Origin of the sequence: Pseudomonas sp. R11-23-07 (genome assembly GCF_003852295.1) — a bacterium.
GTDB lineage: Bacteria > Pseudomonadota > Gammaproteobacteria > Pseudomonadales > Pseudomonadaceae > Aquipseudomonas.
The window spans coordinates 4192907-4213534 of the sequence record NZ_CP027761.1; the positions used below are offsets into that span (position 1 = coordinate 4192907).

Sequence of the window (20628 nt, forward strand, 5' to 3'; positions counted from 1 at the left end):
CATCGATCAAGGACAAGCTAATGAACAACCCCGAACACATCGCACCTCTTGCAGTTAGCGTGGAGGACGCAGCACGCGTGGTTGGCTACTCAAGATCAGGAGTTTATGAACTCATAGCTTCTGGTGACCTTAAGGCTTTCAAACTCGGGCGGCGCCGTCTGATTTTGATGGCTGAACTCAAGGCTTGGATTGAACGCGCGGCAAAGGAAGGCTCCCGGTGAACGCGGTAACAGTCGAGGGGGGAAATTTTGCTGGAATGTCCCCTAGAAGACTGGTCCTAGAACCGGCCTCAGCAGGAAGAGGTGTCGAGTCAGTGTTCGTACCACTGACCCGACTGTCACAAAGCAAATCTGAGCAGACCGCAATGCAACCCCTTAAGCATATCACCATCCATTTGGTAGACCGCATGGGCGTAATTCTTGGCCAGTGCAATATGTTGAACACAACACGTGTGGTTGATCTTGAAACTCTTCGTACTCATGGCGCCTGTAGAGTTCAAGTGCCACGCACCATTCGCAATAAGCCAGATAGTTACTCCTTTGAATGGACGCACACCTACGCGCCCCAAAAAAAACATGAAGACTTGGGAACCTCAGGAGGTGCCCAATGAGCATGCTCCCAGGCTTTGCACTACCCGAGGACTTACTCTGCGTTAGCCACGACGCCGAAGCCGGTCTGCCTATCGACGCCATCACCTGTGCGCTCGACCGTGCCGATTCAGTTCTCATGCTGTTGGAAGATCACTTAGACGGCGATAAACCGTTGCTTTCCAACCGCGTGCTGTCGTCTGTTATTTGGGACGTGCGCGGCACCTTGGGTTTGATCAAAACACTCACCATGTACGGTGACGCCTCCTCTGTGCCGATGGACCAGAAAGGCGGTGCGCTGTGACCCACTCCAGCACGCTTGGACGCTCCGAGTTTTCCCCCGCCAACGGTAACGGCCAAAACCTGTTTCGGGTGAATGCCGGTATCCCGCTAGAGGACGCACTTGAAGCAGTCTCTCAGATTCTGCACCACGCCAATCAACTGATCCTCGACGCCGCCATCAGCGATGCAGGCGAGCGTTTTAGTTGGCCTGCGTTCTACCTCGGCGAGATGGCTAAGGCACTGATCGACGACGTGAACGAGGCCTTGCTTGAATCGAGGAGCGCACCATGACTCCGCGCACCGGCAACACCTCAAAACTGCCCAGCTTTGCCGACGTAAAAAGCGCTGCCCTAAAGAACATAGACCGCGTCCTTACTCACTGGCTGCCGAACGGCAAACGCGTCGACGGTGGCAAGGAATACACCGCGCCTAATCCGACGCGCACGGACAAACGAGCAGGCTCACTCAAGGTCAGTTTGAGCAAAGGCACATGGGCGGACTTTGCCACCGGCGATAAGGGCGGCGATCTGATCGACCTGGTGCGCTACATCGACGGCGGCACCGACGTTGATGCCTGCAAAAAACTGGCAGATCTGCTGAGTGTTTCCGCAGGCTCCGCGGCCGCCAAAAGCACACCAGCCAAGAGCGCAACGCCTGAGTGGATCGCGATTCAGCCGATCCCAGCCGAGGCCATGAACAAGTGCCCAGCCAAACATCGACAACACGGTGTTCCGTCCAAGGTGTGGATCTATCGCGACGCCCTGGGCCAGCCGGTCATGGCGCTGTATCGCTTCGACCTAGGCCCAGATGATGACGGCAAACCGCGAAAGGTCTTTGCGCCATTGACCTGGTGCAAGCGCTCCGATGGGCAAACCACACAATGGCGCTGGCAAGGATTGCCCGAGCCTCGGCCACTGCTGCGCCTGGATGAGTTGACACTGCGCGCCGATGCGCCCGTGGTGTTTTGTGAAGGCGAGAAGGCTGCTGACGCCGCCGCTGAACTGATGCCGGACTATGTAGCCACCTGCTGGCCGAACGGCTCCAACTCTTGGCACAAGGCCGACCTGACGCCACTGAAAGGACGCACTGTCGTGCTGTGGCCGGATAACGATGCCAGCGGCAAGACCTGCATGGACGCCATCGAGCTCAAGTTGATTGAGCTGGGCGCCGCTTCAGTGCAACGAATCTCGCTCGACGTGTTCAAGCTCAAGCCAAGCAGCAAAGGCGGCAAACCGACGCTCATCAAGGGTGGAAAATGGGCGGACGGCGACGATGCAGCGGACGCATTAACCAAAGGCTGGACCGCTGGCCACGTCGCCGAGCTGATGCGCAGCGGTGAGTATTTCGGCAGTGCCGCTGAGCCAACTGAACCTCAAGAACAGAAGGTCAAGGCACCCGCCAAACGTCCTGCGAAATCGAAGAATAACCTGTTGCCGGGCGGCTTTCGCCTGACGCCTGAAGGGGTGTTTTATTCCGGCGATGATGGCGAGGCGCGTCCCGTGTGTTCGCCTCTCGAAATCATCGCTCGCACTCGCGACGACAAGGGCCACAACTGGGGCTTGTTGGTCGAATTCGACGACCCGGACGGCGCCAAAAAACGCTGGAATATTCCAGCCAGGACCATGACCGGCGACTTCGGCAAAGACGTACTCGGCCCGCTGGTAGACATGGGCCTGCGCCTTGCCGGAAGCCGATTAGGACGCAATGCCCGCAACGACCTACAAAGCTATCTCGGCGGCTTCGACAGCGCCCAGCGCGCACGTTTGGTGACGCGCCTGGGTTGGCACGACAACGCTTTCCTTTTGCCCGAACAGCAAATCGGCTCGCACGCCGAACACCTGCATTTTTATGAAGCAGGGGCGCAGCTTCCACCAATCACCGAAGCAGGTTCTCTGGAGCAATGGCAGCAGCAAATCGGCGCGCTGTGCGTTGGTAACCATCGCTTGGCGTTTGTCGTCTCTGTGGCCTTTGCAGGCCCGTTGCTAAACCTGCTCGGACATGAGTCGGGTGGCTTCCACCTATACGGCGACAGTTCCGGGGGCAAGACCACTCACTTGCAAGTCGCTGCCTCGGTCTATGGCGGGCCGCGTCTGGTGCGTTCGTGGCGTTCTACGGATAACGCCCTCGAGTCCATCGCTGCCGCACACTCAGACGGCCTCCTGGTGCTGGATGAAATTGGTATGTGTGACCCGCGCATCATTGGCGAAACGGTCTACATGCTCGGCAACGGCACCGGTAAGGCACGGGCGAATGATCGAGGGCAAGCGGGCCGACAGGTGCAGGAGTGGCGCTTGCTGTTTCTCTCGACGGGCGAAAAGACGCTGGCTCAGCACATGGCGGATGCAAACAAGGAGCTGAAAGCCGGTATGGAGGTACGTATGCTCGCCGTGCCGGCGGATGCCAGCAAAGGCCTCGGCATGTTCGATGTGCTGAACGGTTTTGAGGACGCTGCCGCCCTCTCCGATGCGCTCAAGGCCCGTGTTGCCAAATACTACGGAACGCCCCTCACCGCCTTCCTGAACGCACTGTGCGCGCCGGGAGAAATGCTGGGGTGGTCGGTGATCGTTCGCCGCACGGTAGAACAGTTCATCACACAAAACCTGCCCACCACTGCCAGTGGACAAGCCCAGCGTGCCGCCTTTCGCTTCGGCCTCGCGGCAGCGGCCGGAGAGTTGGCCACCGCCTTCGGCGTCACTGGCTGGCCTGATGGCGCGGCCACGACCGCCGCACGGGTGTGCCTGCATGCCTGGCTGGCCGAACGTGGTGGTGCCGGTAATTTCGAAGGCGATGCGATCATGGCGCGATTGAGCCAGATCATCGAACGTTTTGGAGAAAGCCGCTTTACCCGTTGGGAATCTGCCGCCGCCAAGATCGATGAACATGGCCCACGCACGATTGATCGGTTGGGCTTTCGTAAGACGATGGAACACGGCATGGGCGACGCCCTGCACACCACTAATACCTACTACGTACTGCCGGAAGCCTGGAGAGCCGAAATTTTCAAGGGCATGAACATCAGTGCAGTGAACAAGGAGCTGCTGCAACGGGGCGCGCTCGAGCCGGGAAGCAATGGAAAGGCATACAGCCTAATTCGCTTACCTGGATTAGGCCCTCAGCGCTGCTATGTGGTGAAGACGGTTCCAGGAGCGGACGAAAGCGAGGCCAAGGCCGCCTGACGACATACCTACTGATCGGGGTAGCGCCGGCTCATTCCCGGCCTCGCCAGCCGTTCAACCATCCTTATCAATCGTAATGCACAGAGACAATACAGATGAACACTATCCTAGAACTGAAAGACCGCCGCGACACACTGACCCTCGAAATAGAGAGCATACAGGCTGACCTGGATCCCTTCGAAGCAGCGCTGGAAAGTCCCGAGGTTATCCAGCAAGGCCGTCAACGGGCTGTGCAGGATGAAATCAACGATCACAAAAGACGCATCGACTCGCGAAGCTTTGAGATCCACCGCCTGAATCAAAAGATCGATCGCCTCGAGGCACTTGCTAACCGTGAGAGCTTGGCTGCGGGCTACATCAGCGCGATGGCGACTTGGAAGGCCGACGAGATGGAGCTCAACGAAAAGCGCAACAGCATCGAGACCCGGTTGCAACAGGTCCGCCAGAGCGATCAGGAAGACATGGCAAAGGCGCGACAAGCCGAAACGGACGCCGCTACCGCTTATGCGCAGGCTGTGGCCTGGGGCGATGTGGAGGGCGAGAAAGCGGCAAACGCTGAAGCTCAAAAAGCAGCAAAAAACCTTACTGCTGCGGTTGAGCATCACCGCCGCCAACAGCTGCTCATCACGGCTCTGGAGCAGGAGTTGGTGACGATTGACCTGCACATCACGGAGGCACAAAAAGAACGCACCAAGATCGAGAACAAAGCGGCTCACCTGGCGAATACTGTTCTGGAAGAACAATGGAATGAGGCCGCCAAAGCACTGTTAGAGACCGGCGGCAAGTTGTGGGCTGCTCGCAAACTGATTAATCGTGATCCGGTTGCTCTGCTGAATCTAGACATCCCTGAGCAAGGTGAAAACTTAGGAAGCTGGACCTTCCGAGAGCTTGCAGAACGCTCACACCAACACAATCTGCTTGACCTGTTGGCGGCCTAACCTAACCCCCCCCGAAGCAACCGGCGAGGGCCGGTTGATTCGGGCCTACCATCGGTATAACCATGAACAAAACACTACAGAACAGTGCTCAGATGCCGGATTACCTAAAGTCCCGAAAGCTGCATTTGGACGGGATAATTGTCGGCATAACCAGAATGAAAAAGCTCAACGCAATAGGAATCAAAGAAACTAAAGTTGAGACGCTCACGATTGATGCAATCAAGGCGGAGCTCCACTTCATTGACCTTCAGCTCAAAAGAAAGGCCGGATAAAGAAGAGGCGGAAGCCTAAACAGCCTCCGCTTCTCTAGATCCTCCCATTACGAAAAAAGCCTCTAGATTTTTCGGCTTCTGATCTTTGGCGGCTGTGAACTTAGGACCGCTTTCGGCCATTAGCGGACACTAAGGCCGTACGTGAAACCTGAGACGACTCATACAACGCCTTAGATCAGCCAAAGCAGAGAGTTTCTAGCGCCCTAGATTAAACCCGTTGACTTGGCGGTATTGATTTCGACCCATACAGCAAAGGCGTCAATGAATTTTTTCAAGAACTGAGTAGTTCCGTCGTCATTCAAATTTCCGCCTGGCCCCAGTAGCCTTGTCGCCCCACCGATATACGCTTCCGGCTGCTGCAAAAGTGGCATGTCCAGAAATACCATAGACTGACGTAAATGATGGTTAGCACCGAAGCCGCCGCTGGCACCGGGCGATACGCTTACGATAGCTGCAGGTTTGCCTGCCCACACAGACTCGCCGTAAGGGCGAGAACCAATATCAATGGCGTTCTTCAATACACCAGGAACTGACCTGTTGTATTCGGGAGTGAAAAACAGTACTCCATCTTTCGACGCCATATTTTGGCGAAAACGAGTCCAGGCTTCAGGGGCACTCTTACCGTTTTCTTCCAAGTCTTGGTTAAACAGATTCAGTTCATTGATCTCGACTATTTCTAATAAAAGGCTCGGTGGCGCAAGCGCGATTACTTCTTGAGCAAATAGGCGGTTCAACGACTCTTTGCGCAGGCTGCCGACAATGACGGCAATCTTTTTAGGCGACATGATGGGACCTTGATTTAAGTGGCTTTAAAGGGGGTAATCAATTTGAAAAGAACAAAAAAACGGACGTCGAACGGTGGCCGAACGATGAGGACTGCCCCACCGCCTGGTCATGCGGGTCTGCCCTATACTTTGGCGGCGCCGTTGACAACCAGGTGATGACCGGAAATCCAAGCTGCATCGTCACTTGCCAGGAAAAGCACGGCGCCTTCGACATCGGAGACAGAGCCCAAGCGCGCAAATGGCGACAACTGTGCCAATGCCTGATAGTCATTTTCCTGAAGGTTAGCGATGACACCGGCGTCACGTAGCGGCCCCGGTACCACACCGTTCACCGTGACGTTACGCTTGCCCATTTCCTGCGCGAGACATTCAACGTAAAGCCGGCCGGCGGCTTTGCTTCCGGCATACGCGGTGAAGCCTGCGTTCGGTACGATCGTCGTAGTGGACGAAATCACGATGATGCGTCCACCATCGGTAACATGGCGCGCACTTTCGCGAAGCGTATAGAAGGTGCCAAACACATTGGTTTTGGTGACAGCCTCGAACATCGCGTTATCGATTTCCGTGATCGGTGTGTCGATAAGCTCCCGCCCAGCATTGGCCACGACAATATCGATGCGCCCAAATCGAGCCAGCACTGCTGCGAATATGGCTTTGACAGCGTCCGGGTCGCTGATGTCTCCCCCGATGGCCATTGCTTGAGCGCCCTCAGCAACGAGCGCCTCGACATTTCGGTCGGCTGCGGCAGCGTCAGTGTTGTACGTCAACGCAACGGAACCCCCCTCTCTGGCAAAACGACGTGCCAGTGATAATCCGAGCCCGCGCGATGCGCCGGTAATCAGTACAACTTTGTTGGTCATTCGCATGATCAGATTCCGTTGATGCTGCGTTCTGTAGAGGTTGCGTTGCCCTGCCACTGGACAAGTTCCTGCTCGACTTTGGCCATTTTTGCACGCATTCCGCCCATCGCATCGGCACCCAAGGCCGCGTGTACGGGTGGATGATCCGACTCCATCAGGTTGATAATCGCCAACGCCCCTTTTCCTGGAACATTCGGCTGCTTACCTTGCAGACCACCTATAGCTACACGGAACTTACCGACGGGTGTGCCTTCATAGTCATCGATTTTTTGCTCGACGTAAGCCAGTGAGCGACCCGCAAATTGGGTCTCGAATACACCGATGGTCAACACAGTCGTGGCGATGTTAAAGGGTGCAAGTTCACCTGCCAGTGCTTCCCCCAGGATGTCAGTAGCGCCCTTCGCGGCCGAGTACACGCCCATGCCCGGGTAGCCAATGAAGCCACCGATTGCAGAGAATTGAATGATGTGCCCGCTGCGCTGCTTGCGCATCGCAGGGGTTACAGCGCGAATGATGTTCAGGCCGCCAAAGAAATTCAGATCGAATACACGCCGCGCTTCTCGATCCGTCATTTCTTCAACTGCACCCACTGTGCCAGCACCCGCACAGTTGGCGACAATGTCGATACGGCCAAAGTGATCCAGCACCTGGGCCACACCCGTTTTGACCGCCACATCGTCTGTCACGTCTACCAAAACGCCCATGCCCTGCGCAGCATGTTTACCGTTATAGAAATCCACTTCTTCTTGCTTGCGAAAGGTGGCTGCGACTAGCGCACCTTTTTCCAGCAGTTGATGCACTAACTCGCGCCCCAATCCCGATGAGGCACCAGTAACGAGGACGACTTTGCCATTTATTGATTTCATTCTCTGCTCCGGGGTTTGGCTATTCACCGGATGTTAGGTATTGGGCCTCCCCCCGACAAGCCGGTTTGTCCAGATTCAACTTCCCGCTCATTGGACGCTCCTTCCCAGCGAAACATTGCCAAATAACCACATAGTTCTAGACGGTACCCTTGGAAATCTTCAAGATTAAAAATTGCCTTCCTATGATTGGGCCATACGTGAATCGGCTGGACCTGAACGATCTGTTTATTTTTGTCAATGTGGTCGATCGCGGTGGGTTTACTGCCGCAGTTGCAAGTACCGGTATGCCCAAGTCAACGCTTAGCCACCGCATGCAACAATTGGAGGGCGAATTAGGTGTGCGTTTGCTCAGCCGAACGTCGCGTCGCTTCGGTATGACCGAGGCAGGAGAAGAGTTCTACCAGCACGCGCTGGCCGCGCTGCGAGAAGCGGAGATGGCAGAAATGTCAGTGCGTCAGCGGTTGTTGGAACCCGTCGGGACCATCCGGTGTACCGCTGGAGTCGCGACCATGAATTTCGCCATGGCGGGCATGATCGCTGACTTCCTTCGTGTCTATCCCAAGATCAATATGGTCGCTCATGCGGCCGATCGAACCATCGATATTGTTGGCGAAAATTACGACGTCGCCATCCGGGCGCATGAGGCTCCATTGCCGGACTCCGATCTTGTCCAGCGCATGCTCGGGGTCGCTCCCTGGTTTCTGTTCGCCGGATCAAGCTATCTGGCCGAACATGGCGCACCGGCCACGCCAGCGGAGCTAAGCAGCCACGCCTCGATTTTCTTTGCGCGAGCTAATGCCCCCATGAACTGGCGGTTGCGCCATGTCACTCTATCGATCGAAGAAATTGCTGTGCCCATCATGCCGCGGCTGCAAAGCGAAGACATGCTCAGCCTGCAACATGCAGCTATCAGCGGGCTTGGGATTGTGGCCCTGCCGAGTTACATCGCGCGGGCGGCCGTTGCGCGTGGTGAGCTTCATCGAGTTCTGCCCGAATGGATAGCTGGCGATGCCAGGATCACTGCACTGGTACCTTCCCGCAAAGGATTGCTGCCGTCAGTACGTGTTTTCTTGGATCACTTGGCTTCGGAGTTTCCCAAGATCCTCTAGCTGTAAAGCCATCCTTAATACGCTGGGCAAATCGTTGCAGCGGCTTCTCCATGAATACAGCACATTTTTTTACCGAATACAGCAACTACGGCGGCACTACCGAGCGGGTAGGCGCCGAAGATAGGGGGAGTTCTCGACGTCCATACCACCGGACACAGATTCCAGAAACCCCGTCTTGCTGGGTCAGGTACGCATTCCTACCATGGTTTCTTGCCTCTCATCCTCGACGGCACAAACGATACCTGATCTGGAATCTATGACTTTGACAATCACACGACGCGGCGCGATAGCTTTGGGAGCACAGGCAGTGCTGGTTGCAATGACGGCAGGCGCTGCTACGTTTGCCTCTGGTGCAACGCGCAGCTCCAGTAAAACTAAAGAGACCACTCGGACTGGCAAGCAGTTTGACGTGGTGATCGTCGGTGGTGGATCTGCCGGTGCCGTCCTTGCAGCACGTCTCAGTGCCGACCCGCTGCGCAGTGTGCTGCTGCTCGACGCAGGTCCCGACTTTGCGCCCGATCGGTATCCAGCAGTGCTGACGAACGCCGACCTAGTTGCCGCCTCTCCCGAATACGACTGGCATTACCATAGTGACGACTCAGCTCGGATAGGTCACGACATAGCCATCCCACGCGGCCGAGTGATCGGTGGTAGCTCCGCGGTCAATGCTGCTGTGGCGATGCGTGCGCGTCCTGCCGACTTTGCGCGCTGGGCCGGACGCGGAATCGAAGGTTGGGCTTGGCCGGAAGTGCTGTCCGCCTACCGAGCGATGGAAAACACGCCCACTGGCGAAGATGCATGGCATGGACGTACCGGCCCATTTCCAGTGCGTCAGCGCACTGCTGCGCAGAATACTATCTCAATGCGTGCTTTCGTGGCGGCTGCCGAGTCAGTTGGACTGCCGCTCGTGGATGACTTCAACGGCGCGCGCCAGCACGGCGTAGGTCCCTACCCGTTGAATGTCATCAACGGCACCCGAATCAATACCGGCATGGCTTACCTAAGTGCAGACGTGCGGGCTCGCGCCAACCTCACTATCCGCGGCCACGCTGAAGCCGACCGCGTCCTGATAGAACGAGAACGCGCCATAGGTGTATTGCTAGTAGACGGCGAGATAGTTCCAGCCGGCGAAGTGATCTTGTCGGCCGGTGCCATAGGCAGCCCCGCTATCCTGCTACGCTCCGGTATCGGCCCACAAGGCCATCTTCGCGAGATGGGAATCGCCACCGTCGCTGATCTACCGGTAGGTGAACGGTTGCAAGAACATCCGTTTTTCTTCAACGTCTACGCGCTGAAGACCTCCGCAATTGCTATGACCCCAGCCGGCGGCGCCATCGCCTGGACTCGTTCGCAACACGCCGCACCGGACGATCTGGACTTACATATCTCCGGTACACACCTGATCGACCCAAAGGCAAGCCCTACCGGCGGTGCGATAGTGCTGGCATGCGCCGTCACATTACCTAAATCCAACGGTAGCGTACGCTTGACCAGCCGTGACCCCCGAGTTGCGCCGAACATCCGGTACAACTTTTTTGAACAGGAAAATGACTTGGATCGCATGGTCGAAGCTGTAGAACTGTCTCGCAAGATTGGCCGCAGTGCACCGTTTGCTGACTTGGTTGACCATGAAATGACACCGGGTAGCAGCGTACTTGAAGGCAAGGCTTTGCGACAAAACATCGTAAACAATGTCGCCGGCTATCAGCACCCCACGTCGAGCGTGCCGATGGGCGCGGACGGTGACAAGGCCGCCGTAGTCAACAATTGGGGCGCGGTGCGAGGTATAGCGGCACTGCGTGTTGTGGATGCCTCTATCATCCCGGATATCCCATCGGTGGCGACAAATCTTACTACTATCATGCTAGCCGAACGGATTGGTGCCCACCTGACTCGATAATTTCCCCGAACGCAGGGTAAAACTGGAGCATCAATCATTGGATCGCTAAAGCCGAACTCTGCAATAAGAACCACAATCTGAAATTGAATAAAATATACGGAGACCGTTGAGCAAACGCAGTCAATAGACGATAAATTGGAGATTAGGAGTTTGACCGAAACAGCGGCGCAACTGCGGCGCGAGCCAAGAATGGTTTACTTTTATGTCAGACATATCTAGTGCTTATAAAAAAGAGTCAAACCACAGAAAGACCATTTATAATTACCTTAACTATCATACATATAAATATAACCATTAAATAAGATAACTACAGCTAGGAAGTTAATGCCTTACATTAAGAGAATTGAAATCTTAGAGAACTATAGAGAAGAGAATAATTTCCCCTTCTATTTGCCTTCAATTCAATCAATTAGCAAAATCGAGCTTCACCCCGTGATAAATTTTTTCGTTGGAGAAAACGGTAGCGGTAAGTCAACCCTCTTAGAGGCTATTGCAGTTTCATGTGGCTTTAATCATGAGGGAGGCAGTAAGAATTTCAAGTTTTCTTCCAGCGATGAAAAATCCCTACTGTCCAAGGCATTGCGCTTGTCACGCACCGCAAAGCGACCTCGAGATGGCTATTTTTATCGCGCAGAAAGTTTTTATAATGTAATTACAGAGATGAATAAGTTGGATTGCGGACCTGGCGGGCCAGCTATTAAGGACTCATACGGGGGGAACGATCTTCATACGAGGTCTCATGGGGAGGCTTTTATGGATCTGATTTTACATCGGTTCGGAGGAAACGGATTGTATTTACTAGACGAGCCTGAATCTGCGCTATCTCCCCAACGCCAATTATCTCTGCTGGTACGTATAGCGGAACTCGCAAAACAAAATTCGCAGTTCATAATTGCAACTCACTCACCAATTTTAATTGCTTACCCGGGCGCCAGAATTTGGGAGTTTACCAATAGTGGATTGGAAGAGAAGGAATATTCAGAAACTGAAAACTACCTAATTATGAAAAGTTACTTTGCTAACCCTGAAAGCTTTATGAGCAAGCTATTTGATGAAAAGCATGATTTTTAGTTAGTCCAGGCACTAAATAACATCGATGGTTAGAGCGTTTATCAAGTTCGCTGGCGCAAAAAAATGAATTGTTGCCGATCGCGACTTAATAGATACGACGGCATTACTGCCTTGTTTAGCGTAGATCGAGATGCCGCCGATTTCGAGGAGAATGGCCGCTTCTGGCCGGAATCAGTCAGCTGGATGTACCTATAGATACCTGGGGCAACTCGCCCTAACGAGTTTTAATACCGTGCGATGCCTTTATGGCTTCATTGCGCCGACTCACAGGCCTTCAACGGCTCCTTGGGGTGCAATGCACAGATGTCGAAACCGTCACGCCGGGTATAGCCCGCACGCTTCATACATACAAATCGCTGGGCCATCTCTTGGAAGCTAGCCTTGGGATCAACGCCGGAGCCATTCTTCTCACCACACGCCAACATGGACGCAACCACATCCTGATGACTGGCGCCGGGTTTCTCCCACAAGTCGGCATCGGCCGTGGGGGGCTGGAATGGTTTGCTAAAGCTAGCGGTGACGTGGGGGCAAATCAACAGCGCAAATGCTACATTTTTGAGCCACATGATCAATCTCTTTATTCCCTGGTGCCGACGGGCAGCGGCGGTAGCGGCGGTAGCGGCCCTCTAAGCGAAAGCCCCTAATTTGATAAGATCCGCCTTAATCATCACAAACCGCTCCTCCCAGAGCATTCATTGATGTAACACCTATTTGCCATGTAACACGCATATCGTCAAACCAGTCACAGCTGTGTAACGCCATACAAATCATTTAAAATCATATACTTACCTAATTAAGTAACACGCGTAACACCCGTAACACGATTTTATCAGGGTATTCCCCTAGCCCCATTTAGTATTGCTCCTCCAGCGAAGCGAGGCGGGTCAGGCTCTTGGCTTTGGTTCGATTGTGGGGACCCTGGAGCATTCTTAAAGGTACGGGGCATAGAACCCGCCGGAGCTCGTTAGTGGCTGGGCTCCAAAGTTAGTTGACTGGTTGACCGAGTTGACCGGGCCAATCGTTCACTATCCTGAACGAAACCCATGACCGTTACAGATCCGGTAAGGATGCCCTTTTCTCTTCAAGATCCTTTCAATTTCAACGTTGAAATTTCAGTAAGCTGGTGCGGCTGCCTCTACCACGATCCCGCGGGTTTCATGCCCCGTGTCGCTAGGATGTCGTCAGGGTCCCCGGCGACTTTTCAACGCACCATTTGAAACGTCGCACTACGGACCACGTGTGACATGGACTCAGCGCATCACGCCTGCCCAATCCCTGAGAGCAGCACATCAAACATGCCCAGACGCTTAGCGACAAAGCGTCGTACAGGCCGATAGCAACATCGGTGCCTAATCGGATCCGGCCAACACAGCCAGGTATTCAATGCTGCATCACGAGGGAAGTCACTCTCGCTGCAGGAACCTCTGTAAGAGGGGCTAGGGGACGGGACTTACAAGTCGTGTTACTGATGTCACGCGCGTTACAAAAAACATAACCAATTGAATATAAAGGTTTTTTATTCGTTACACGTTCTCTACCCTGATTTAGAAGTGGGTGTTACAGGACCTCAGGTGTTACACCCGAATATGCCTATCCAGATACAGGCTTATTTTGCCTTTCTCGGGCTTTTCGCTTGATAAGTAACACCCAAAGTGCAACAGTATTAGTAGAACGCCCTAACTGATACAGGCCCCCATCATGTTCATCCGCGCATACCTCCGAGCATCCACCGAAGAGCAAGACGCCGGCCGCGCCCGCGCCTCGCTTGAGCAGTTCGCCAGCGACCATAATAAGGTCATCGCCAGCGTGTACCTGGAGAACGCCAGCGGCGCCACCGCCGACCGGCCCGAGCTGCTGCGCCTGCTGAAAGATGCGCGCAAGGGTGACGTGCTGCTGGTGGAATCGATAGACCGTCTCTCCCGCCTGCCGGTGGAGGACTGGCAAAAGCTCAAGGCCGCGATCGACTCCAAGGGCCTGCGCATCGTCGCGCTCGACCTTCCGACCAGCCACCAGGGAATGCAGGACACCAAGGGCGACGAGTTCACCGGGCGGATGCTGGGCGCCATCAACTCAATGCTGGTGGAAATGATGGCCGCGATCGCGCGCAAGGATTACGAGCAGCGCCGCGACCGGCAGGCCCAGGGCATCGAGAAGGCCAAGGCCGCCGGCAAGTACCAGGGGCGCCCGGTGGACGCCGATCTGCACAAGCGCGTGACCGAGTTGCTCGGCGCCGGCCTGGGGATTCGCGCGACGGCCCGGCACGCCAACTGCTCCACTACCACCGTGCTGAGGATCAGGGACCTGGCCACCGCCTGAAAGCACGTACTGCCGACGGTGGCTTTATAAAAATCCGGTAACTAGGCAATATCACCACTTCCAGCATTACGCCAACTACACCCGAGAGCTCCCGAATGAACTCCGCAACGCTTCTCCTCTACACATCAAGCTGCTTTATTGGCGCGCTTATTCCTGGCCCTACCTCTCTGTTAGCAATGGCTAATGGTTCTTCTCGAAGCACGCGCAAGGTCGCGGTCGGAATGGCTGGTGCAGCCCTATCGGACGTATTGGTTATTGCGGCCGTCGGACTTGGGCTAGGCGCGATGCTGCTGGCCTCGCAAGACCTATTTTTGGCTCTGAAATGGATAGGCGTCTGTTACTTGGCGTGGCTGGGTGTTCAACTCTGGCGCAGCAATCCGAAAGGGCTCTGTGCGTCGAAGGCAGATACCAGTGCCGGTACGGGCGAAGTGTTCTGGCGCAGTTTTTCGGTGGCGATGACGAACCCTAAAGTACTGCTGTTCTTCACTGCATTTTTGCCGCAGTTTGTTGATCCCAGTGAGCCCACTCTCCCGCAGTACGCTGTACTGGCGCTTATTTCGGCCGGAGTCGATGTAGCAGTGATGGCTTTGTATGCTGCAGGCGGAGTGCAAGCGGCAAAAATTCTCACTGAGACGGGAATGCGACGGCTGAACAAATGTTGTGGAGCCGCAATGGTGTCGTTGGCAGGGTTTCTGGCGCTATATCGAAAAGCGTGACCCCCCCTCTCCAGGCTAGACGAGCCTCGGCCAAGAGATGCGCTCTCTTGATCACGTGATGTAACCACGGCCTCCATCATGCTGGTTGAGGAGTAATTTTCGCCCACAAGCGTTTGACATAAAAAAGCCCCGCCTGAGCATTGCCCGGCGGGGCTTACTTTTTCCTGCTGCTGCCACCCTGCTGTCACAGAAAAACTTAACTGTCAGGAGTATGGCTGGAGAGGCCCGGAATATATGGTGTCCCAGGGCCGGTTCGAACGGCCAACCTTCCCCTTAGGAGGGGGATGCTCTATCCAATTGAGCTACTGGGACAAATCGCAATCGACAAGCCAAAGGCTCAACGACGGACGGCGTGCATGTTAACGGGCAAGGTAGTTTTTGTCATGTCATCCCTTGGCTTTTTGATCGTAAGCCAATGCTTGCAAGCATGCGGTAGCGCAGCCCAATACAATCCGGGCGGCCTATGCCGTCGTGCAAAATGCACTCCCCCAAAGTGCCATCATTGCAAATTGCACTATACGACTCCCCATAAATCAAGATAACCAATTGATTATATTGAATAAATCAGTTGGCACGCGACCTGCAACACTTCTCCCATAAACCCATTTGGCCAAGGCATACGGAGAAGAAGACTATGAACAGCGCCCTACTACTCGCCCTCAACGCAATGGCACTGGCTGCGCTGGTAACTTTTCATTTCTTCCCAGCCAAATTGCAAGACCCGACTCAAATCACCCAGGCCGTACCGCACCACCTGCAGCAAAGACCACAGCTGGCGGTGATGACAGCCGACCCTCAATCCCCTATTCGTTTAACCCAAGGCACCCAAGCCACCCCAACATCCGAACACTGGGTTTTCTGAGAGCGCTACTCATGTCCAAACCTGCATGGCTTTTTTTGTGCCTGACGCTCGCAACCGCCCTACTGGGCTTAAGTAATGCTATGCAAGACACTCGCACCCTGGCGTTCATCGCCAGTGCTGTTTTTGGATGCCTCCTGGTCCTGACGCTCGCCCTAGGGCGGCGGATAAAATTCGACCCCATACTGCGCTAATCCCCCTCCAGCCCGACCTTATGTCGCTTTGCGCTAGCAAATCAGCAAACTGCCACTACCCTTACAGATGAGGGCAAAAGGCCATGTTGCTTAAGGCGTGCGCTCTTCAGCCCGATTTCGGATAAGGCTTGCGCGAAGATCAGGAATACCCGATCCAACGCGAAACTTTTCCAACCAGTCCGCAAAAATGCAAATCAGTGCTGGCATAAAGCCTTTAGGCGGTTCAATATTTGTCACAGAATTGACGCCAAGGAAATGTCAAATCTGAGGCATGATGCGGCCTCTTTGCAATTCGGGTTGAACTTTGGTCGTGAGCCTTGTCTTAACACTCATCTTGCGGCCAATTCCAAAAACCGCTCCCCTGAACTAACCGGTTAAATATATGCGCCCATTGAAACAGGCAATTTATTCCAGCCGTACGGCTGACAAGTTCGTCGTACGTCTGCCAGACGGAATGCGGGAACGCATTGCCGAGGTGGCTCGCAATCATCATCGCAGCATGAACTCCGAAATCATCGCTCGCCTGGAACAGAGCCTTATTCAGGAAGGTGCCTTGGGTGAAGAGTTGAGCATGCGCCTGGACAGCCCAGAGCTGTCACTGCACGAACGCGAACTGCTGCAGCGTTTTCGTCAGCTTTCCCACCGCCAGCAAAATGCTCTCGTCTCGCTGATCGCGCACGACGTAGAGGCGGCCGCAGAAGCCAATTGATTTACAGCTGAAAGCCGAAGCCAGCCATGTGCTGGCTTTTTTTTGCGTGGGATTTGAGCAAGAAAGCAATGCGAGGGCAGATTTGCCCCCGCAGGAAAGGTCAGAGCAGGAAGATCGTAGCCAAGCCCAGGAAGATGAAGAAGCCACCACTGTCAGTCATGGCCGTGATCATCACGCTGGCCCCCATGGCAGGATCGCGCCCCAGACGCGCCAGGGTCATAGGGATCAAAACCCCCATCAAGGCAGCCAAAAGCAAATTGAGGGTCATGGCAGCGGTCATCACCACACCCAGCGACCAACTGCCATATAGCAAGTAAGCCACCACGCCGATTACGCCTCCCCACACCAGGCCGTTGATGAGGCCCACAGCCAGCTCCTTGCGCAGCAGGCGCGAAGAGTTGGCGGTACTGACCTGATCCAGCGCCATGGCGCGTACGATCATGGTGATGGTCTGGTTACCGGAGTTACCGCCGATGCCGGCCACAATCGGCATCAACGCCGCCAGGGCCACCAACTTTTCGATGGAGCCCTCGAACAGTCCGATCACGCGGGACGCGATAAATGCAGTAATCAGGTTAACGGCCAGCCAAGCCCAACGGTTGTGCAGCGAACGCCAGACTGACGCAAAAATATCTTCCTCTTCACGCAAACCAGCCATGTTGAGGACTTCGGTTTCACTCTCTTCGCGAATAAGGTCAACGATTTCGTCAATCGTCAAACGGCCGATCAGCTTGCCGTTCTTGTCCACCACCGGGGCAGAGATCAAGTCGTAACGCTCAAATGCCTGGGCTGCGTCGTAGGCATCTTCATCCGGGTGAAAGCTCACGGTATCGCTGGCCATCAGGTCAGCAACTCTCTTCTCCGGATCATTTACCAGCAGACGCTTGATGGGCAATACGCCCTTGAGAATGCCTTCGTAGTCGACCACAAACAGCTTGTCGGTATGCCCCGGCAGCTCTTTGAGACGGCGCAGGTAGCGCAGCACCACTTCCAGGCTGACGTCTTCGCGGATGGTGACCATCTCGAAGTCCATCAGCGCGCCGACCTGGTCTTCGTCATAAGACAGCGCAGAACGCACACGCTCACGCTGCTGGGTGTCCAACGCCTCCATCAGCTCATGAACAACATCGCGCGGCAATTCAGGCGCCAGGTCGGCCAGTTCGTCCGCATCCATCTCCCTGGCCGCAGCCAGGAGCTCATGATCGTCCATGTCGGCGATCAGGGTTTCACGGACCGAATCAGATACTTCGAGGAGAATGTCGCCGTCGCGATCAGCCTTGACCAACTGCCAGAGCGTCAGGCGATCATCCAGCGGCAAGGCTTCGAGAATATAAGCAACGTCGGCGGAGTGCAGGTCATCGAGTTTGCGTTGCAGCTCGACGAGATTTTGCCGGTGAACCAGGTTTTCGACGCGGTCGTGGTGCGGACCTTCCTGGCGGTGCGTGAGGTCTTCGACCACGCGCTGGCGCTGCAGCAGCTCGATAACTTGAGCCAGGCGATCCTGCAGGCTTTCTTGTGTTTTCTTTACTTCTACTTCGGTCATAGGCGAACTCCACTCCCAGCAGCGGAGCGCGCCGGAAGGATCAATCAGTCAATTCATGATTGGTAAAGCGGGATACTGAGTAACTACTGGGTAAGTCCATGGAGGCATTCCACAAGCCCCGGCGGGGCTGACCGGCGCATGATACACCGCTCGGCCGCTTTTAACGTCAAAAAAAACTGGAAAGAACAAGCGCTTGCAAGCCAAAGCTGAGTGCTGGCTACATCTATGAACTGCGACGACGCAGCGGGAAGGGAAAACACAAGGGAAACAGAAAAAGACGTACGCCAGGATAAAGCCTACACAAACCCCAGACGGCAAAAAGCCCGCACTAGGCGGGCTTTTTGTTTGTATGGTGCACTCGACAGGATTCGAACCTGTGACCGCTCGGTTCGTAGCCGAGTACTCTATCCAGCTGAGCTACGAGTGCAGAGTGTGTTTTTTAGACCAGATCACAACTGGTTGAAACCAAGCCATCTGCATTGCTGCAACTGACTCTTAAATGGTGCACTCGACAGGATTCGAACCTGTGACCGCTCGGTTCGTAGCCGAGTACTCTATCCAGCTGAGCTACGAGTGCATTTGTTGCCGCGCATTATAGGCCGTTCAATCTCTATGTAAAGCTATTTTTTCGATCAATTTCAACAACTTACCGAAAAAACCAGATTGCAACGTACTAAGCAAATAATGGCGGAGAACGGGGGATTCGAACCCCCGACACCCTTTTGAGGTGTACTCCCTTAGCAGGGGAGCGCCTTCGGCCACTCGGCCAGCTCTCCGCAACACGGGGCGTATATTAACCACGTTCCTCCCCGTTTGCAAACATAAAAAACGATAAAAATTAAAGGCTTGGTTCTTCGTCCTTCTCTTTCTTGATCCGCAGGTAGATTTCCTCGCGATGGACCGCTACCTCTTTCGGAGCGTTAACCCCGATACGCACTTGATTGCCTTTGACGCCGAGCACGGTCACGGTGATTTCGCCATCACCGATAATCAGGCTTTCTGCGCAACGACGAGTCAGAATCAACATACCTTTCACCTCACGCAATTCATTTCAGGAACAACAGTCTGCAAAAAAAAAGGCATTCGACCTACAACCAAAAGGCCGTAGCCCTACCGCCTAAGTATTGTCGAGCCCACGCAAAAGAACATGCGCCCTACAAAAAAATGAAAGGCGCGGTAAGCCGCGCCTTCCTGGCATCGCATCACTCGCCCTGTCGGGCCGGAGCGTCCAGCTCAAAAGCGGTATGCAGCGCACGCACGGCCAATTCCAGATATTTTTCTTCAATCACTACCGAGACTTTGATTTCCGACGTGGAGATCATCTGGATGTTGATGCTTTCCTTGGCCAGCGCTTCGAACATGCGACTGGCAACACCGGCATGGGAGCGCATGCCCACACCCACGATCGACACCTTGGCAATCTTGGTATCGCCGATTACTTCACGGGCGCCGATCTCGCTTGCAGTGTTCTGCAGGATACGCTCGGCCGCATCGTACTCGTTGCGGTGCACGGTGAAGGTGAAATCGGTGGTGTTATCGTGCGAAACGTTCTGCACGATCATGTCGACTTCGATATTCGCGCCGCTGATAGGACCGAGGATCTTGAAGGCCACACCCGGAGTGTCTGGCACGCCACGGATCGTCAGCTTGGCTTCATCGCGGTTGAAAGCGATGCCGGAAATGATCGGCTGTTCCATGGATTCCTCTTCATCAATAGTAATGAGGGTGCCCGGACCCTCTTTGAAGCTGTGCAATACGCGCAGCGGAACGTTGTACTTGCCGGCGAATTCCACCGCACGAATCTGCAGCACCTTGGAACCGAGGCTGGCCATTTCCAGCATCTCTTCAAAGGTGATCTTGTCCAGGCGCTGGGCCACGGACACGACGCGCGGGTCGGTGGTGTAGACGCCATCCACATCGGTATAGATCTGGCATTCGTCAGCCTTGAGAGCCGCTGCCAGCGCCACGCCCGTGGTGTCCGAACCGCCACGCCCAAGCGTGGTGATATTGCCCTGCTCGTCAACACCCTGGAAACCCGCTACCACGACCACGCGCCCCTCCTTCAGATCAGCTCGAATCTTCTGATCGTCGATCTGCAGGATGCGCGCCTTGGTATGTGCGCTGTCGGTAAGGATGCGCACCTGACTGCCAGTGTAGGACACCGCTGGCACGCCACGCTTGTTCAGGGCCATGGCCAGCAGCGCAATGGTTACCTGCTCACCAGTGGACACAATCACGTCCAGCTCACGCGGGAGCGGTTGTTGATCACCGCTGATGGCCTTGGCCAGGTCGATCAGGCGATTGGTCTCGCCGCTCATGGCCGACAGCACCACCACCAGGTCGTCGCCGGCATCACGGAACTTCTTAACCTTGTCGGCCACCTGCTCGATTCTTTCGACAGAACCGACCGAGGTGCCTCCGAATTTCTGTACGATCAAAGCCATT

General features: G+C 55.0%; 20 protein-coding genes and 4 tRNA genes. 13 read left to right on the forward strand and 11 right to left on the reverse strand.

Annotation, left to right across the window (positions count from 1 at the left end; translation table 11 throughout):
- The first annotated feature begins 20 nt into the window (after positions 1 to 20).
- The 5 genes from C4J84_RS19175 to C4J84_RS19195 all read left to right on the forward strand — a co-directional run bounded on the left by C4J84_RS19175 (position 21) and on the right by C4J84_RS19195 (position 4983).
- Positions 21 to 221: a helix-turn-helix domain-containing protein gene (locus C4J84_RS19175; RefSeq protein WP_065929339.1), complete on the forward strand. Its 201-nt coding sequence runs from the start codon at positions 21 to 23 to the stop codon at positions 219 to 221.
- A gap of 385 nt (positions 222 to 606) precedes the next feature.
- Complete coding sequence (locus C4J84_RS19180; RefSeq protein WP_124371590.1) at positions 607 to 891, forward strand: hypothetical protein; 285 nt, start codon at positions 607 to 609, stop codon at positions 889 to 891.
- Entirely contained in the window at positions 888 to 1160 is a 273-nt protein-coding gene (locus C4J84_RS19185; protein ID WP_124371591.1) for a DUF3077 domain-containing protein, read from the forward strand. The genes C4J84_RS19180 and C4J84_RS19185 overlap by 4 nt, the downstream gene beginning before the upstream one ends.
- A complete protein-coding gene (locus C4J84_RS19190; RefSeq protein ID WP_124435953.1) occupies positions 1157 to 4045 on the forward strand; it encodes a DUF927 domain-containing protein in 2889 nt (962 codons plus the stop codon). Before C4J84_RS19185 ends, C4J84_RS19190 begins: the two co-directional genes overlap by 4 nt.
- Positions 4046 to 4140: 95 nt before the next feature.
- On the forward strand, positions 4141 to 4983 hold the full coding sequence (locus C4J84_RS19195) for a chromosome segregation protein SMC (protein ID WP_124435954.1): 843 nt from the start codon (positions 4141 to 4143) through the stop codon (positions 4981 to 4983).
- 475 nt (positions 4984 to 5458) lie between these two features.
- Here C4J84_RS19195 and C4J84_RS19205 read toward each other — a convergent pair whose 3' ends face one another.
- The 3 genes from C4J84_RS19205 to C4J84_RS19215 all read right to left on the reverse strand — a co-directional run bounded on the left by C4J84_RS19205 (position 5459) and on the right by C4J84_RS19215 (position 7766).
- Complete coding sequence (locus C4J84_RS19205) at positions 5459 to 6040, reverse strand: NADPH-dependent FMN reductase (protein WP_124435955.1); 582 nt, start codon at positions 6038 to 6040, stop codon at positions 5459 to 5461.
- 122 nt (positions 6041 to 6162) lie between these two features.
- On the reverse strand, positions 6163 to 6906 hold the full coding sequence (locus C4J84_RS19210; protein WP_124435956.1) for an SDR family NAD(P)-dependent oxidoreductase: 744 nt from the start codon (positions 6904 to 6906) through the stop codon (positions 6163 to 6165).
- 2 nt (positions 6907 to 6908) lie between these two features.
- Positions 6909 to 7766: an SDR family NAD(P)-dependent oxidoreductase gene (locus tag C4J84_RS19215; protein ID WP_124367216.1), complete on the reverse strand. Its 858-nt coding sequence runs from the start codon at positions 7764 to 7766 to the stop codon at positions 6909 to 6911.
- A 149-nt stretch (positions 7767 to 7915) separates the two neighbouring features.
- Here C4J84_RS19215 and C4J84_RS19220 point away from each other — a divergent pair, with 149 nt between their 5' ends.
- The 3 genes from C4J84_RS19220 (at position 7916) to C4J84_RS19230 (ending at position 11846) form a co-directional block, all read left to right on the forward strand.
- On the forward strand, positions 7916 to 8875 hold the full coding sequence (locus tag C4J84_RS19220) for a LysR substrate-binding domain-containing protein (protein ID WP_256657781.1): 960 nt from the start codon (positions 7916 to 7918) through the stop codon (positions 8873 to 8875).
- Positions 8876 to 9131: 256 nt separating this feature from the next.
- Positions 9132 to 10775, forward strand: coding sequence for a GMC family oxidoreductase (locus C4J84_RS19225; RefSeq protein ID WP_124367215.1), 1644 nt, complete (start codon positions 9132 to 9134; stop codon positions 10773 to 10775).
- Positions 10776 to 11099: 324 nt separating this feature from the next.
- Complete coding sequence (locus C4J84_RS19230) at positions 11100 to 11846, forward strand: AAA family ATPase (RefSeq protein WP_124371595.1); 747 nt, start codon at positions 11100 to 11102, stop codon at positions 11844 to 11846.
- 251 nt (positions 11847 to 12097) lie between these two features.
- Here the strand turns inward: C4J84_RS19230 and C4J84_RS19235 are convergent, their stop codons facing one another.
- Positions 12098 to 12412 carry a hypothetical protein gene (locus C4J84_RS19235; RefSeq protein WP_124371596.1) on the reverse strand — a complete coding sequence of 105 codons (315 nt, stop codon included), beginning with the start codon at positions 12410 to 12412 and terminating at the stop codon, positions 12098 to 12100.
- Positions 12413 to 13544: 1132 nt separating this feature from the next.
- On the opposite strand from C4J84_RS19235, the gene C4J84_RS19240 reads away from it, so the two are divergent.
- Together C4J84_RS19240 and C4J84_RS19245 are read left to right on the forward strand one after the other, a co-directional pair.
- Positions 13545 to 14162, forward strand: coding sequence for a recombinase family protein (locus C4J84_RS19240; protein WP_056787742.1), 618 nt, complete (start codon positions 13545 to 13547; stop codon positions 14160 to 14162).
- A gap of 95 nt (positions 14163 to 14257) precedes the next feature.
- Complete coding sequence (locus C4J84_RS19245) at positions 14258 to 14878, forward strand: LysE family translocator (protein WP_124371598.1); 621 nt, start codon at positions 14258 to 14260, stop codon at positions 14876 to 14878.
- 235 nt (positions 14879 to 15113) lie between these two features.
- On the opposite strand, the gene C4J84_RS19250 is transcribed toward C4J84_RS19245, so the two are convergent.
- Positions 15114 to 15190: transfer RNA gene (locus tag C4J84_RS19250), tRNA-Arg, on the reverse strand.
- A gap of 322 nt (positions 15191 to 15512) precedes the next feature.
- Between C4J84_RS19250 and C4J84_RS19255 the strand changes: the two genes are divergently transcribed.
- The 3 genes from C4J84_RS19255 (at position 15513) to C4J84_RS19265 (ending at position 16640) form a co-directional block, all read left to right on the forward strand.
- On the forward strand, positions 15513 to 15740 hold the full coding sequence (locus C4J84_RS19255) for a hypothetical protein (RefSeq protein ID WP_124435957.1): 228 nt from the start codon (positions 15513 to 15515) through the stop codon (positions 15738 to 15740).
- An 11-nt stretch (positions 15741 to 15751) separates the two neighbouring features.
- Complete coding sequence (locus C4J84_RS26505) at positions 15752 to 15931, forward strand: PA3371 family protein (RefSeq protein WP_124435958.1); 180 nt, start codon at positions 15752 to 15754, stop codon at positions 15929 to 15931.
- Between the two features lie 382 nt (positions 15932 to 16313).
- On the forward strand, positions 16314 to 16640 hold the full coding sequence (locus C4J84_RS19265; RefSeq protein ID WP_003193592.1) for an Arc family DNA-binding protein: 327 nt from the start codon (positions 16314 to 16316) through the stop codon (positions 16638 to 16640).
- 100 nt (positions 16641 to 16740) lie between these two features.
- On the opposite strand, the gene mgtE is transcribed toward C4J84_RS19265, so the two are convergent.
- The 6 genes from mgtE to C4J84_RS19295 all read right to left on the reverse strand — a co-directional run bounded on the left by mgtE (position 16741) and on the right by C4J84_RS19295 (position 20627).
- Positions 16741 to 18183 carry a magnesium transporter gene (gene mgtE, locus C4J84_RS19270; protein WP_124435959.1) on the reverse strand — a complete coding sequence of 481 codons (1443 nt, stop codon included), beginning with the start codon at positions 18181 to 18183 and terminating at the stop codon, positions 16741 to 16743.
- Between the two features lie 350 nt (positions 18184 to 18533).
- Positions 18534 to 18610, reverse strand: a tRNA-Arg gene (locus tag C4J84_RS19275).
- Between the two features lie 73 nt (positions 18611 to 18683).
- Positions 18684 to 18760 (reverse strand) — tRNA-Arg (locus tag C4J84_RS19280).
- Positions 18761 to 18868: 108 nt separating this feature from the next.
- Positions 18869 to 18959 (reverse strand) — tRNA-Ser (locus C4J84_RS19285).
- 62 nt (positions 18960 to 19021) lie between these two features.
- Positions 19022 to 19210: a carbon storage regulator CsrA gene (csrA, locus tag C4J84_RS19290; protein ID WP_003175645.1), complete on the reverse strand. Its 189-nt coding sequence runs from the start codon at positions 19208 to 19210 to the stop codon at positions 19022 to 19024.
- Between the two features lie 175 nt (positions 19211 to 19385).
- Positions 19386 to 20627, reverse strand: coding sequence for an aspartate kinase (locus C4J84_RS19295; protein ID WP_124371601.1), 1242 nt, complete (start codon positions 20625 to 20627; stop codon positions 19386 to 19388).
- Between the last annotated feature and the right edge of the window lies 1 nt (position 20628).

Bases quoted from the DNA above. Each gene is read 5' to 3' on its own strand.
- C4J84_RS19175 (WP_065929339.1), top strand. From the start codon at position 21: ATGAACAACCCCGAACACATCGCACCTCTTGCAGTTAGCGTGGAGGAC.
- C4J84_RS19180 (WP_124371590.1), top strand. From the start codon at position 607: ATGAGCATGCTCCCAGGCTTTGCACTACCCGAGGACTTACTCTGCGTT.
- C4J84_RS19190 (WP_124435953.1), top strand. From the start codon at position 1,157: ATGACTCCGCGCACCGGCAACACCTCAAAACTGCCCAGCTTTGCCGAC.
- C4J84_RS19195 (WP_124435954.1), top strand. From the start codon at position 4,141: ATGAACACTATCCTAGAACTGAAAGACCGCCGCGACACACTGACCCTC.
- C4J84_RS19205 (WP_124435955.1), bottom strand. From the start codon at position 6,040: ATGTCGCCTAAAAAGATTGCCGTCATTGTCGGCAGCCTGCGCAAAGAG.
- C4J84_RS19210 (WP_124435956.1), bottom strand. From the start codon at position 6,906: ATGCGAATGACCAACAAAGTTGTACTGATTACCGGCGCATCGCGCGGG.
- C4J84_RS19215 (WP_124367216.1), bottom strand. From the start codon at position 7,766: ATGAAATCAATAAATGGCAAAGTCGTCCTCGTTACTGGTGCCTCATCG.
- C4J84_RS19225 (WP_124367215.1), top strand. From the start codon at position 9,132: ATGACTTTGACAATCACACGACGCGGCGCGATAGCTTTGGGAGCACAG.
- C4J84_RS19230 (WP_124371595.1), top strand. From the start codon at position 11,100: ATGCCTTACATTAAGAGAATTGAAATCTTAGAGAACTATAGAGAAGAG.
- C4J84_RS19235 (WP_124371596.1), bottom strand. From the start codon at position 12,412: ATGTGGCTCAAAAATGTAGCATTTGCGCTGTTGATTTGCCCCCACGTC.
- C4J84_RS19240 (WP_056787742.1), top strand. From the start codon at position 13,545: ATGTTCATCCGCGCATACCTCCGAGCATCCACCGAAGAGCAAGACGCC.
- C4J84_RS19245 (WP_124371598.1), top strand. From the start codon at position 14,258: ATGAACTCCGCAACGCTTCTCCTCTACACATCAAGCTGCTTTATTGGC.
- C4J84_RS19255 (WP_124435957.1), top strand. From the start codon at position 15,513: ATGAACAGCGCCCTACTACTCGCCCTCAACGCAATGGCACTGGCTGCG.
- C4J84_RS26505 (WP_124435958.1), top strand. From the start codon at position 15,752: ATGTCCAAACCTGCATGGCTTTTTTTGTGCCTGACGCTCGCAACCGCC.
- C4J84_RS19265 (WP_003193592.1), top strand. From the start codon at position 16,314: ATGCGCCCATTGAAACAGGCAATTTATTCCAGCCGTACGGCTGACAAG.
- mgtE (WP_124435959.1), bottom strand. From the start codon at position 18,183: ATGACCGAAGTAGAAGTAAAGAAAACACAAGAAAGCCTGCAGGATCGC.
- csrA (WP_003175645.1), bottom strand. From the start codon at position 19,210: ATGTTGATTCTGACTCGTCGTTGCGCAGAAAGCCTGATTATCGGTGAT.
- C4J84_RS19295 (WP_124371601.1), bottom strand. From the start codon at position 20,627: ATGGCTTTGATCGTACAGAAATTCGGAGGCACCTCGGTCGGTTCTGTC.